13 protein-coding genes are annotated in these 11,443 nt (G+C 60.8%); 6 read left to right on the forward strand and 7 right to left on the reverse strand.

Translation table 11 applies throughout. From position 1 onward, the window contains the following. The first annotated feature begins 15 nt into the window (after nt 1-15). The gene (locus tag AB7933_RS15335) at nt 16-570 is read left to right on the forward strand and encodes a GNAT family N-acetyltransferase (protein ID WP_041160917.1); all 555 of its coding nucleotides are present in this window, start codon (nt 16-18) and stop codon (nt 568-570) included. A 90-nt stretch (nt 571-660) separates the two neighbouring features. Here AB7933_RS15335 and AB7933_RS15340 read toward each other — a convergent pair whose 3' ends face one another. After that, complete coding sequence (locus AB7933_RS15340) at nt 661-1,569, reverse strand: LysR substrate-binding domain-containing protein (protein WP_024075110.1); 909 nt, start codon at nt 1,567-1,569, stop codon at nt 661-663. Nucleotides 1,570-1,721: 152 nt separating this feature from the next. Between AB7933_RS15340 and gspG the strand changes: the two genes are divergently transcribed. Next, on the forward strand, nt 1,722-2,168 hold the full coding sequence (gene gspG, locus AB7933_RS15345) for a type II secretion system major pseudopilin GspG (protein WP_024075111.1): 447 nt from the start codon (nt 1,722-1,724) through the stop codon (nt 2,166-2,168). A gap of 103 nt (nt 2,169-2,271) precedes the next feature. Beyond that, on the forward strand, nt 2,272-2,616 hold the full coding sequence (locus AB7933_RS15350) for a hypothetical protein (protein ID WP_041161183.1): 345 nt from the start codon (nt 2,272-2,274) through the stop codon (nt 2,614-2,616). 63 nt (nt 2,617-2,679) lie between these two features. Here AB7933_RS15350 and AB7933_RS15355 read toward each other — a convergent pair whose 3' ends face one another. Further along, the gene (locus AB7933_RS15355; RefSeq protein WP_027606489.1) at nt 2,680-2,916 is read right to left on the reverse strand and encodes a hypothetical protein; all 237 of its coding nucleotides are present in this window, start codon (nt 2,914-2,916) and stop codon (nt 2,680-2,682) included. A 227-nt stretch (nt 2,917-3,143) separates the two neighbouring features. Here AB7933_RS15355 and AB7933_RS15360 point away from each other — a divergent pair, with 227 nt between their 5' ends. Continuing rightward, entirely contained in the window at nt 3,144-3,701 is a 558-nt protein-coding gene (locus AB7933_RS15360) for an NADPH-dependent FMN reductase (RefSeq protein WP_024075114.1), read from the forward strand. Between the two features lie 55 nt (nt 3,702-3,756). On the opposite strand, the gene poxB is transcribed toward AB7933_RS15360, so the two are convergent. Together poxB and AB7933_RS15370 are read right to left on the reverse strand one after the other, a co-directional pair. After that, nucleotides 3,757-5,481, reverse strand: coding sequence for a ubiquinone-dependent pyruvate dehydrogenase (gene poxB / locus AB7933_RS15365; protein WP_024075115.1), 1,725 nt, complete (start codon nt 5,479-5,481; stop codon nt 3,757-3,759). A 77-nt stretch (nt 5,482-5,558) separates the two neighbouring features. Further along, the gene (locus tag AB7933_RS15370; protein ID WP_024075116.1) at nt 5,559-6,791 is read right to left on the reverse strand and encodes an NADH:flavin oxidoreductase/NADH oxidase family protein; all 1,233 of its coding nucleotides are present in this window, start codon (nt 6,789-6,791) and stop codon (nt 5,559-5,561) included. Nucleotides 6,792-6,862: 71 nt separating this feature from the next. Here AB7933_RS15370 and AB7933_RS15375 point away from each other — a divergent pair, with 71 nt between their 5' ends. Beyond that, complete coding sequence (locus AB7933_RS15375; protein ID WP_024075117.1) at nt 6,863-7,267, forward strand: MerR family transcriptional regulator; 405 nt, start codon at nt 6,863-6,865, stop codon at nt 7,265-7,267. Nucleotides 7,268-7,598: 331 nt separating this feature from the next. Here the strand turns inward: AB7933_RS15375 and AB7933_RS15380 are convergent, their stop codons facing one another. Together AB7933_RS15380 and AB7933_RS15385 are read right to left on the reverse strand one after the other, a co-directional pair. Next, nucleotides 7,599-8,093: a DUF934 domain-containing protein gene (locus AB7933_RS15380; RefSeq protein ID WP_024075118.1), complete on the reverse strand. Its 495-nt coding sequence runs from the start codon at nt 8,091-8,093 to the stop codon at nt 7,599-7,601. Beyond that, a complete protein-coding gene (locus AB7933_RS15385; RefSeq protein WP_024075119.1) occupies nt 8,077-9,735 on the reverse strand; it encodes a nitrite/sulfite reductase in 1,659 nt (552 codons plus the stop codon). The genes AB7933_RS15380 and AB7933_RS15385 overlap by 17 nt, the downstream gene beginning before the upstream one ends. A gap of 422 nt (nt 9,736-10,157) precedes the next feature. Between AB7933_RS15385 and AB7933_RS15390 the strand changes: the two genes are divergently transcribed. Beyond that, nucleotides 10,158-11,225 carry an ABC transporter substrate-binding protein gene (locus AB7933_RS15390; RefSeq protein WP_024075120.1) on the forward strand — a complete coding sequence of 356 codons (1,068 nt, stop codon included), beginning with the start codon at nt 10,158-10,160 and terminating at the stop codon, nt 11,223-11,225. On the opposite strand, the gene AB7933_RS15395 is transcribed toward AB7933_RS15390, so the two are convergent. Further along, on the reverse strand, nt 11,222-11,437 hold the full coding sequence (locus AB7933_RS15395; protein WP_024075121.1) for a DUF2970 domain-containing protein: 216 nt from the start codon (nt 11,435-11,437) through the stop codon (nt 11,222-11,224). The genes AB7933_RS15390 and AB7933_RS15395 overlap by 4 nt on opposite strands. Nucleotides 11,438-11,443: the final 6 nt, after the last annotated feature.

Here is an 11,443-nt window from a genome sequence, read left to right on the forward strand (position 1 = left end):
TTTATGCAAGCTGTAATGAACCCGAAGTATCCAGGGCTCAGTGTGCGGGTCGCCGACGAAGGCTTCGATGCCTACGTATGGGGCAATGATTTCAGTTTTGAGGTCAGCGCCTATGGTGTGCCCGAGATGGGCAAGCGGGTCGATCAATGGGCCGTGGAGCGTATCTTGCCGTACCGCAAGTGCTATGGCATCGACCCGGAAGAGTTCGCCAGCTTTCGCGATGCGCCGGACAGCGCGATCTTCATGGCCTTCCTGGATGACCGTGCGGTGGGGCATATCGTGGTCAGTACCAATTGGAATGGCTTTGCCCATGTCGACGAGTTGGCGGTGGCCTTGCCCGCCCGCCGTCATGGGGTGGCCAAGGCCCTGCTGGACGTGGCGCAGTTCTGGAGCCGCAAGAAAAACCTGCCGGGCATGATGCTCGAAACCCAGAACAACAACCTCGGTGCCTGCCGGCTGTACGAGCGCTGTGGGTACGTGATGGGCGGAATCGACCACCTGCGTTATCGCGGCATCGACCCACAAACCCGGGAGGTGGCGATTTTCTGGTACCGGTTGTTCAAGCAGTAGGCGCGAACGTGCTCGCGAAAAACACACCGGCGTCGCGTTAAGCCTGACTGCCTGCGCCAGCGTTGCAGGTCTTCGCGCGCAAGCTCGCGCCTACAGGGGTTTTGCCTCGCCAGAGAGAAGGCCTTCGGCTTTCTGCGTGACAATCTCCAGCAATGCATTCAACGCCGGTGAGGTTGCGCCATCCCTGAGTGTCAGTGCGTACAGGTTGACCAGGATCGGCGGCGACACCGGGCAGGTATCGAGCCCGGCCTCCCGCGCACCGAATGCGGTGAACGGATCGACAATCGCCAGACCTTCACCGGCCTCCACCATGCTGCGCATCATCTGGTAGGTCTGTACCCGCGTCTGCACCACCGGCAGCGGGCGCAAGGCTTGCAGCTTGGCGTCCAGCAGGCGGCTCAGCGGGTCCTGGCCTTCCAGCCCGATCATCGACTGCCCGGCCAGGTCCTGTAGCGCAATGTACTTCTGCTTGGGTTTCAGCCAGCCATGGGGTGCGAGCAGTTGCAGCTTGCCCTGGGCCAATACGGTGCTTTGGATTTGTGGGTGTTCCGGGTCATGCAGGCTCAGGCCCACATCGGCTTCGTGCAGCAACAGGCTCCTGACGATTTCCCGGGTCGGCTGGCTCGACAGGTTGCACGGCGTGTCCTGGAAGCGGCGGCGCAGCACCGCGATACTTTGCGGCAACAGTTGATTGGCCAGCGGCGGAGTGCACAGGGCGCGCAGTGTGGGGGCGCGATGGTGCTTCAGGCGGCTGGCCAGGCGTTGTATGGGCTCCAGCGCTTCATAGAGGTGGGCGATTTCGGCCTGCAGTTCCAGGGTTTCCCGGGTTGCCTGCAGGCGCCCGCGTACACTGGCAAACAGCATGAAACCCATTTGCTGCTCGGCATCCTTGAGCGTGGCGTCCACATCGCCCACGGGGAGTTGCAACCATTCGGCGGCCGTGCCGAGGTGTCCGGTCTGCAAGATAGCCTGAATCACTTCGATATGACGTAAACGCATGGCCGGAGTCTAGGGTCAGCCGTGCAGGGATTCAATGGCCTGTCAAAAAACAGCGTGAACGTTGATTCGCGTCGACTAACGTTGGCCTTGCGCAACTGCAACAAGCAGGTCATATAACGAGCGTATCAACCGAGAGACAAGGGGGGCTCACGATGCCTGTAGCAATCGCAGTCGGCAATTTGCGCACCCATCGCGGCTTTACGCGGTGGGCGGTGCTGGTAGTACTGGTCATCATCGGCTTGCTGGCCCTGGCGTTGGGGCCGCGGCTGTTTGGGGAGGTGACCCTGATGGAAATTGCCACGGCCAAGGCCCAGGTCGCCGAGTTGGGCAAGGCTGTCGAACAGTTTCATAACGACACGGGGCGCTACCCGACGGATAAGGAAGGCCTGGAGGTGCTTGTCCAGCAGCCTGCAGGCGAGGTGAAGTGGAAGGGCCCTTACATCGACGAGGATCTGCTGAACGATCCCTGGGGGGTTGCCTATCAGTACCACTTTCCGCCGAGCCAGCCCCAGGTCTCGTTCGATCTGTTCTCATTCGGCAAGGACCGGACATTGGGCGGTGTCGGGGATAACAAGGATATTACCTACGGAGACAACTGATTCATCTGGCATTACCCATCGACCTGATTAGAATGGCTCGTCTGATCACTAACGACCAATGCCGGTTACCCGGTACTTACAACAAAAACAGGTCTGGTCTCAAATGCCGATGCCCACGAAATTCCTCGGGGTAACGGCCAGGCAACTGCTGGTCCTGGTGACCGTGGGGTGCGTGGCCGCTTATCTTTTCAGTAATCACGATGACGCCACGCCCGAAAGCCTTGCACGGGTTGCCTTTATCCGTTCCCAGGAACAGGTGAGCGAACAAGTCGGGGCGATATTGGGCGTCACGCTGGTGCGGCAGGTGGTGGCGTATCCCGCGTACGGCTCGCCGGGCTACCAGCGCTTGATGTATGCCGTTGAGGGCGAGAAAGGGCAACTGATGGTGACGCTCAAGCAGATCGAGGGGGATCAGGGGATTGAAGTGACGGAGATTCGCCGTCCGTGATCGCCCGGCCCAGTCAATGCCGTCAATGGCCAGGACTGAGCAGGTACGCTCGGGTGATCAATCTTATGAGGCGAGGGTGGTTTGCGATTCGCGGACGATAATGGTCCCCGACTGGATCAGTTTGAATTCATCGCCTTCCAGTTTCTCTACACGGTCGCCAATGGCCAGCTTGTAGGTGGTGGTGGGTGCCGAGCCAGCCAGGTCGCCTTGCGCCGGGTTGGATTCCTGGAACTCATGCACCGAATACACACGTCCTTCTGCGTCTCTGGCATGAAACTGTCCGACTAATACTGCTGCCATCTGTTTAGAACCTCTGGAGATAAACACTCGATTTTCGGTTCTGTAGACCGTCGTAGAGCGGGGTAGTTTACCTATTGAAAAAAAATACTATTCGCTGATGTTTTCAGATGCGTCCTACGTAAGCAGCTACGAGGCAAACGCCTGGGGATTATCAAAACCCTCTGGTGAACCCGCCGCGAAGACTCTATAACTACAAGCTCCTTTAGTCAGACGTCGGGAAAACCTCAATGAGCAAGGTCTACACGATTGCCGTCCTGGTTGGCAGCTTGAGAAAAGAGTCGATCAACCGCAAGGTCGCCTTGGCCTTGGCCGAACTGGCCCCAGCCAACCTCACATTGAAAATTGTCGAAATTGGCGATTTGCCGCTCTACAACGAGGACATCGACGGGGCATCACCGCCCGCAGCCTACAGTACTTTCCGTCAACAGGTACGTTCATCCGACGCGGTGCTGTTCGTAACCCCGGAATACAACCGTTCCGTGCCCGCCCCGTTGAAGAATGCGATTGACGTGGGTTCGCGCCCTTACGGGCAAAGTGCCTGGAGCGGCAAGCCGGGGGCGATCATCAGCGTCTCGCCAGGGGCAATTGGCGGGTTTGGCGCCAACCACCATCTGCGCCAGTCCCTGGTGTTTCTCGATGTGCCGTGCATGCAGCAGCCGGAAGCCTATCTGGGTGGGGCTGGCAATGTGTTCGATGACGCTGGCGCGGTATCGGAAAAGACCAAGCCGTTCCTGCAGGCGTTTATCGATGCCTACGGCAAATGGGTAGAAAAACAGAGCGCTTGAATCGGCACTGATTATCCAATGTGGGAGGGGGCTTGCCCCCTCTCACAGTACTGGATCAGCGCAACCAGTTGGTCCGCGCCAACTCGATCACCTCATCCCCCCGTCCACTCATGACCGCCTTGAGCATGTACAGGCTGAAGCCCTTGGCCTGTTCCAGCTTGATGCTCGGTGGCATCACCAGCTCTTGCGTGGCGGTGACCACGTCCACCAGCACCGGGCCATCATGGGCCAGGGCGCGGCGCAGGGCCGGTTCCAGGTCTTCGGATTGCTCCACGCGAATCCCCAGGATGCCCATGGCATTGGACATGGCCGCGAAGTCCGGGTTTTTCAGCTCGGTACCGGCATCCAGATAGCCGGCCGCTTTCATTTCCATGGCGACAAAACCCAGCGACGAGTTATCGAACACGATGACTTTCACTGGCAACTTCAGTTGCGCCAATGAAATGAAATCGCCCATCAGCATGGCAAAACCCCCGTCGCCCGACATCGAGATCACTTGCCGGCCGGGGAAAGCGGCCTGGGCGCCGATGGCCTGGGGCATGGCGTTGGCCATCGAGCCGTGGTTGAACGAGCCGATCAGGCGGCGCTTGCCGTTCATTTTCAGGTAGCGCGCCGCCCACACGGTCGGAGAACCGACATCGGCGGTGAAGATCGCATTGTCGTCGGCCAGCTCGCTGAGCAAGCGCGCGACGTATTGCGGGTGAATCGGCCGGCCGGCCTTGGACGGTTGCGCCAGGTCATCCAGGCCCTGGCGAGCTTTCTCGTAGTGCTTCAAGGAGGTCTCAAGGAAGCTGCGATCGGTCTTGCGGGTCAGGCGCGGCAGGAGTGCGCCGATGGTCTCGCTCACATCCGCCGCGATGCCCAGGTCCAGGGTGGCGCGACGCCCCAGCGCCTGCGGGTTGCGGTCGATCTGGATGATTTTCGCGTCAGTGGGGTAGAACTGGCGGTACGGAAAGTCAGTGCCGAGCATGATCAGCGTGTCGCAGTCGAGCATGGCGTGGTAGCCGGAGCTGAAACCGATCAGGCCGGTCATGCCCACGTCGAATGGGTTGTCCCATTCCACATGTTCCTTGCCGCGCAGGGCGTGTACGACCGGTGCGCCCAGGGCGTCGGCGAGCGCCACCACTTGGGCATGGGCGCCGGCACAACCGCTGCCGCACAGCAGGGTGACTTTCTGGCTGCTGGCGAGGATTTCGCCGAGGCGCTGCAGGTCTTGTTCCGCTGGCAAGGTGCGGGGTGCATGCAGGGCCGGCCAGGGCTTGAGCGTGTTCTCGACTTCCAGCAATGACACATCCCCCGGAATCACCACCACGGCCACGCCGCGATTGAGGATCGCCGAGCGCATGGCACGGTGCAGCACGTGCGGCATTTGCTCAGGGTTGGTCACCAGCTCGATAAAGTGGCTGCATTCCTTGAACAGCTCCTGGGGGTGGGTTTCCTGGAAGTAGTTCAGGCCAATCTCGGAAGACGGGATCTGGGCCGCGATCGCCAGCACCGGTACATGGTTGCGATGACAGTCGAACAGGCCATTGATCAAATGCAGGTTGCCCGGCCCGCAACTGCCAGCGCACACCGTCAATTCACCGGTGGCCGCCGCTTCGGCACCGGCGGCGAATGCGGCGACTTCCTCGTGGCGAACGTGCATCCACTCGATGCTGTCCATGGTGCGCAACGCATCGGTGAGGCCGTTGAGGCTGTCGCCGGTCAGGCCCCAGATGCGCTTGATGCCCGCCTGCTCAAGGGTGGTCGCCAGTTGCTGGGCCAGGTTGATTTTCGCCATGAAGAACTCCAATCGTCAGTGAGGGTAAAAGCTGCTGATCAGTAGAGGACAGTTCGATCACGGCGAATGCTCCGTCTTTAATGTGAAGATTGCGTCATGGCTGCGCGGTATTGCCGGGTGCGCCGCGCGATAAACCACTGGTCGCGCAGCAGCGCCAGCCAGGGGGCGACCTTGGCATCGGGCAGGCGGCCACGGCTCAGGCGGCGCATCTGGTCACGCACCACGGCCAGGGTGGCGAGGGCGGCCAAGGGTTTGCGCTGCCAACTGACGGGTTTGAGTTGCGGGTTGAGGTCGCGCCCCTCGTGCCAGTGTTTGATCAGTTGCGGTTCCAGGGTCAGGGCGGTAGCAATGCCGGCCATGGCGATACCGCTGTCCAGCACCTGTTGCACGATGGGCAGGCGGCGAATGCCGCCGGTGACCATCAGCGGCATCTTGGCGATGGTCGCCAGCTCCTTGGCAAACTCCAGGAAGTACGCTTCACGGGCCAGGGTGCGACCGTCCCGCGCTTCGCCTTGCATGGCCGGCGCTTCGTAGCTGCCTCCGGACAATTCCAGCAGGTCGATGGGCAGGGGGTTGAGCATTTCCACCACTGCGCGAGCATCGGCCTCTGCGAATCCGCCGCGCTGGAAATCCGCCGAGTTGAGCTTTAGCCCGACGCAAAAGGACGGGCTGACGCTGGCACGAACCGCGTGGATCACCTCCAGCAGCAGGCGCGCGCGGTTCTCCAGCGAGCCACCCCAGCGGTCAGTGCGCTGGTTGCTCAACGGCGAGAGAAACTGACTGAGCAGGTAGCCGTGCGCGCCGTGGATCTGCACCCCGGTGAACCCGGCTTTCTCGGCCAGGCGTGCGCTGGTGGCGAAGCGTTTGATCACGTCCTGAATGTCGTCCTCGGTCATCGCCTTGGGCTTGGCAAACATCTTCGAAAAGCTGCCCAGGTCCAGTGCAATCGCGGAGGGCGCCAGGGCTTGCTGACCGAGGTTGGCCATGGTCTGGCGACCCGGATGACTGAGCTGTACCCAAAAGTGCACGCCCTTGTCGCGGGCCACGTCGGCCCATTCACGAAAGCTGTCCAGGTGTTGTTCGTCTTCGAGGGCAACGCCGCCGGGGCCGGTCATGGCGCGGCGGTCGATCATCACATTGCCGGTCAGCAGCAGGCCGGGCTCACCGTCCGCCCAGGTTGTGTAAAGCTGCTTGAGTTCACGGGAAGGTGCTTGATCGGCGTCCGCCATATTCTCTTCCATCGCCGCCTTGGCGATGCGGTTGGCGAGGACCTGGCCATTGGGCAGTTGCAAGGGCTCAAAGGGTGACATGAGTTGACTCCGGAGTGGGGGAGGCCTCAGGCTAAGCTTAAAGTTAACTTTAATGTCAAGCGGGTGTTTTGATGAATATTGGTGAGCTGGCAAAGCGGAGTGGGTTGGCGGCGTCGCGTATCCGCTTTTACGAGTCCGAAGGTCTGATCAGCCAAGTGGGGCGCCAGGCCAATGGTTATCGACGCTATGCGCCCGATGCCTTGCAAACGCTGCAACTGATCCAGAGTGCACAACAGGCCGGGTTTACCCTGCAGGAACTCAAGGCATTGATGCCTGCGCCGGGGGAGCACAAGCGTGAGGAGTTAATAGAGGCGCTGGAGCGCAAGGTGGCGCAGATCGAGGTGATGCAGGCGCAGTTGGCTCATAGCAAGGCGCAGTTGCTGGGCGTGATCGAGGCGGTACGGGCGCAGCCGGAAGGCGTGCCGTGCTCCATGGGACAGAAGCAGGTGCTGGCGTCGATCAAGATCGGTGCCTGAAAAAACTCCGATTTGCACCGCCAGGCAGACCCAAATGTGGAAAATCCCACTACCCCGTGGCGAGCGGGCTTGCCCCGCGTTGGGCTGCGCAGCAGCCCCAATAAGAGCGCTGCAGTGTGCCAGGCAGCTCCGGGCCTGTGTTTTGGGGCTGCTTCGCAGCCCAACGCGGGGCAAGCCCGCTCGCCACAGCCACAGCCACAGCCACAGCCACAAGAGTGCGGGCACACCGAGCCTGGGTGAGGTGCCGAGTGGTGGGGCAAGCCCCCTCCCACATTCAGCGCGGGGCATCCGTTAGAGAGTCGTCAGCTCACGGCAATCCCACATTTGAAGCTCAGCGCCGCCGGAACAGCGGCAGCGGCTCATCCGTTGCAGCCTGGTACGTCACCGAGAAGTCCTTGAGGCTTTCCAGCGCCGCGTACGGGTCTTTGTCGGCGCGCAAGGCGAAGGCATCGAACCCGCAGCGGTGCAGGTAGAACAACTGGTCGCGCAACACGTCGCCAATCGCCCGCAGTTCGCCTTTGTAACCGTAACGGTCACGCAGCAAGCGTGCGTTGGAGTAGTTGCGTCCATCGGTAAAGGCCGGGAAGTTCAGGGCGATGACCTGGAAATGCTCCACGTCGTCACCGATTTCCTCGGCTTCTTCATCGGCGTCCAGCCACACGCCCAGGCCGCCATCACGGGCCTTGAGGGCGTGGCCGTGTTCGCGCCACAGGGCCAAAGGCACGATCAGGTCGTCGCAATTGGAAATGCTGTCGAAGCTCGTGTCCTTGGGCAGCAGGTGCCAGGTTTCATCGATGACTTCGTTGTTCTTAATGATTCGCTGCATAGACGCGCTCCTTGAACAGGTCAATGCCGATGCGCTGGTAGGTGTCGATGAAACGCTCATCTTCGGTGCGCTGTTCGATGTAGACGTCGATCAGCTTGCCGATCACCTCGGGCATGGCTTCCTGGGCGAAGGACGGGCCGAGGATCTTGCCCAGGCTCGCATCGCGGCTGGCGCTGCCACCCAGGGACACTTGGTAGAATTCTTCGCCTTTCTTGTCCACGCCCAGGATGCCGATGTGGCCGACGTGGTGGTGACCACAGGCGTTCATGCAACCGGAGATGTTCAGGTCCAGCTCGCCGATGTCGAACAGGTAGTCCAGGTCGTCGAAACGGCGCTGGATCGATTCGGCAATCGGGATCGACTTGGCGTTGGCCAGGGAGCAGAAGTCGCCGCCCGGGCAGCAGATGATGTCGGTCAACAGGCCGATGTTCGGCGTGGCAAAACCGCTTTCGCGCAGCTCGCCCCACAGGGTGAACAACTGGCTTTGCTCAACGTCCGCGAGAATGATGTTCTGCTCGTGGGAGGTGCGCAGTTGGCCGAAGCTGTAGCGCTCGGCCAGGTCGGCCACGGCGTCCAGCTGCTTGTCGGTGATATCGCCCGGTGCAACGCCGGTCGGTTTCAGCGACAGGGTCACCGCCACATAGCCCGGCTTTTTGTGCGCCAGGGTGTTGCGGGTGCGCCAGCGGGCAAAGCCTGGGTGCTGCTGGTCGAGCGCTGCGAGCTCGGCGTCCTGATTGCTCAGGGCCTTGTACTCGGGGTCGACAAAGTGCTTGGCCACACGGTGCACTTCGGCGTCGGTCAAGGTGGTCTGGCCACCGCGCAGGTGCTCCATCTCGGCATCGACTTTCTGGGCGAACACCTCAGGGGTCAGCGCCTTGACCAGGATCTTGATCCGGGCCTTGTATTTGTTGTCACGACGGCCGTAGCGGTTGTAGACCCGCAGGATAGCGTCGAGGTAGCTCAACAGGTCCTGCCACGGCAGGAACTCGTTGATGAACGCGCCCACCACCGGGGTACGGCCCAGGCCGCCACCCACCAGTACACGGAAACCCAGCTCGCCGGCCGCGTTGTACACCGGCTCCAGGCCGATATCGTGTACTTCGATGGCTGCACGGTCCGAGGTCGAGCCATTGATGGCGATCTTGAACTTGCGTGGCAGGTAGGCGAATTCCGGGTGGAAGGTGGTCCATTGACGGACGATTTCGCACCACGGGCGTGGGTCGATCAGCTCGTCGGCGGCAACCCCGGCGAATTGGTCGGTGGTCACGTTGCGCAGGCAGTTACCGCTGGTCTGAATGGCGTGCATCTGCACGGTGGCCAGCTCAGCCAGGATATCCGGCACATCTTCCAGCGCCGGCCAGTTGAACTGCACGTTCTGGCGGGTACTGATGTGGGCATAGCCTTTGTCGTAGTCGCGGGCAATCTTGGCCATCATGCGGGTCTGGCGCGAAGTCAGTTGGCCATAGGGCACGGCCACCCGCAGCATCGGCGCAAAGCGCTGAACATAAAGGCCATTTTGCAGGCGCAGAGGGCGGAACTCTTCTTCGCTCAGTTCACCTGCTAGGTAGCGTCGGGTCTGATCACGGAACTGCTTGACGCGGTCCTCGATGATGCGCTGATCGTATTCGTCGTATACGTACATATAGGTCCTGTTCTCGGCAAATCTGCGCGCACGGCCGCGCACTCCCAACGGAGCCGGCGCACGATACCAGTTTGCGTTTATGCGCAAAAGTGATGTTTGAGTATATGCAAATAACCAAATTGACTAATGAGAACCGTTATCGAGATACCCACATTTGTCATGCGGGCAATCGTGAACTTTACTGTGATCGTGTTTGAGTGCAATCACCTATAAAACTGACAAGAGGCGATGCAATGAGCAATCCGACAAAAGCCCGTAAACCTGACAGTACCGTTGATGCCTGGGCCATTCTGTTTTTGATCATTCTGGTGGTGGGAACTGCCGTGTTCTGGGTCAGCCACCAATAAAGGACCTTGATTGAGCCTCGATTGGTTTGGGCATTGCCACTATCATGGCGGCCTATTTTCGAGGCTCAAACATTCATGTTGAAGGTGTTGATTACGTGTGTCTGGTTGCTGGGATCGACGTATGGGGTGATGGCTCATGCAACGTCGGTGGTGTTTCTCAATCCGGGCATGTCCACGGAAACCTTCTGGGTCAGCTACACGCAATTCATGCAGGCCGCCGCCAAGGACCTCGGCCTGGAATTGCGCGTGCGTTATGGCGAGCGTAATGCCGGCAACACGCTGCTCCAGGCGCGTGAGGTACTGCAAGGCAGCCAGCCGCCCGATTACCTGGTGCTGGTGAATGAGCAATACGTTGCACCGCAGATCCTGCGCATGGCCGAGGGCAGCGGCGTGAAGCTGCTGGTGGTGAACAGCGCGCTGACCCCCGACCAGGTGCAATTGCTGGGAACCCGCAGTGGCATCCGTTTGATCGGCAGCCTGGTCGCTGACGATGAAGAGGCTGGCTACCTGATGCTTCGCGACCTGTTGCGCCAGCATGGCCCGGTTGCGCCCGGTCAATCCCTCGACCTGTTGGCCTTTTCCGGCGTCAAGACCACGCCGGTCGCGCAGTTGCGTGAACAAGGCATGCGCCGAGCGCTGGCCGAGCATCCCGAGGTGCGCCTGCGTCAGTTGGTCTACGGGGAATGGAACCGCGAGCGCGCCTTCGAGCAAGCGACGCAGTTGTTCAAGCGCTACCCGCAGACGGCATTGGTGTGGTCGGCCAGCGATCAGATGGCGCTGGGCGCGATGCAGGCGCTCCAGGCCAGTGGGCGTTTACCGGGCAAGGACACGCTGTTCAGTGCCGTCAACAGCTCGCCGGAGATCTTGCAGGCGCGCCTGGACGGGCGTTTGTCGTCCCTGGTCGCCGGGCATTTCACCGTGGGCGGCTGGGCCATGGTGCTGATCCATGATGATGCAAAGGGCGTGGATATTGGCGCATACGGCGGGCGTGACCGTCAGTTGGCGTTATTCCAATTGATCGATGCCGGCCAGGCGCGGCGCTTGTTGGGGCCGACACCGTCGGTGAATTTTCGCGCGCTGTCTGCCCAGGGCAAGCCGGTGTCCTATCGCTACCCCTTCAGCCTGCGTCTGTTGCTGCGCTAGACGCCGGCCAGGTGCAGCACCAGCTTGACGATCCCAAACAAGGTCAAGGCAAACACCACCGTGAACAGGATGCCCAGAATCACAAAGTGGCTGGGCTTGCCGTGGGTAAAGTCGCGGGCGCGATTCTTGCCGCTCTGTACGCCAAAGGCGGCGGCCAGGACGCTGTGAAGCATCTGTAGAAACGTCGGTGGTTTATTGTTCGAATCGTCCATGAGCTG

The organism is Pseudomonas gorinensis, from assembly GCF_042015035.1.
GTDB classification, from domain to species: Bacteria; Pseudomonadota; Gammaproteobacteria; order Pseudomonadales; family Pseudomonadaceae; genus Aquipseudomonas; species Aquipseudomonas gorinensis.

Bases quoted from the DNA above. Each gene is read 5' to 3' on its own strand.
- poxB (WP_024075115.1), bottom strand. From the start codon at position 5,481: ATGGCGAAAATCAACCTGGCCCAGCAACTGGCGACCACCCTTGAGCAG.
- AB7933_RS15355 (WP_027606489.1), bottom strand. From the start codon at position 2,916: ATGGCAGCAGTATTAGTCGGACAGTTTCATGCCAGAGACGCAGAAGGA.
- AB7933_RS15390 (WP_024075120.1), top strand. From the start codon at position 10,158: ATGTTGAAGGTGTTGATTACGTGTGTCTGGTTGCTGGGATCGACGTAT.
- AB7933_RS15360 (WP_024075114.1), top strand. From the start codon at position 3,144: ATGAGCAAGGTCTACACGATTGCCGTCCTGGTTGGCAGCTTGAGAAAA.
- AB7933_RS15375 (WP_024075117.1), top strand. From the start codon at position 6,863: ATGAATATTGGTGAGCTGGCAAAGCGGAGTGGGTTGGCGGCGTCGCGT.
- AB7933_RS15370 (WP_024075116.1), bottom strand. From the start codon at position 6,791: ATGTCACCCTTTGAGCCCTTGCAACTGCCCAATGGCCAGGTCCTCGCC.
- AB7933_RS15385 (WP_024075119.1), bottom strand. From the start codon at position 9,735: ATGTACGTATACGACGAATACGATCAGCGCATCATCGAGGACCGCGTC.
- gspG (WP_024075111.1), top strand. From the start codon at position 1,722: ATGCCTGTAGCAATCGCAGTCGGCAATTTGCGCACCCATCGCGGCTTT.
- AB7933_RS15395 (WP_024075121.1), bottom strand. From the start codon at position 11,437: ATGGACGATTCGAACAATAAACCACCGACGTTTCTACAGATGCTTCAC.
- AB7933_RS15350 (WP_041161183.1), top strand. From the start codon at position 2,272: ATGCCGATGCCCACGAAATTCCTCGGGGTAACGGCCAGGCAACTGCTG.
- AB7933_RS15340 (WP_024075110.1), bottom strand. From the start codon at position 1,569: ATGCGTTTACGTCATATCGAAGTGATTCAGGCTATCTTGCAGACCGGA.
- AB7933_RS15380 (WP_024075118.1), bottom strand. From the start codon at position 8,093: ATGCAGCGAATCATTAAGAACAACGAAGTCATCGATGAAACCTGGCAC.
- AB7933_RS15335 (WP_041160917.1), top strand. From the start codon at position 16: ATGAACCCGAAGTATCCAGGGCTCAGTGTGCGGGTCGCCGACGAAGGC.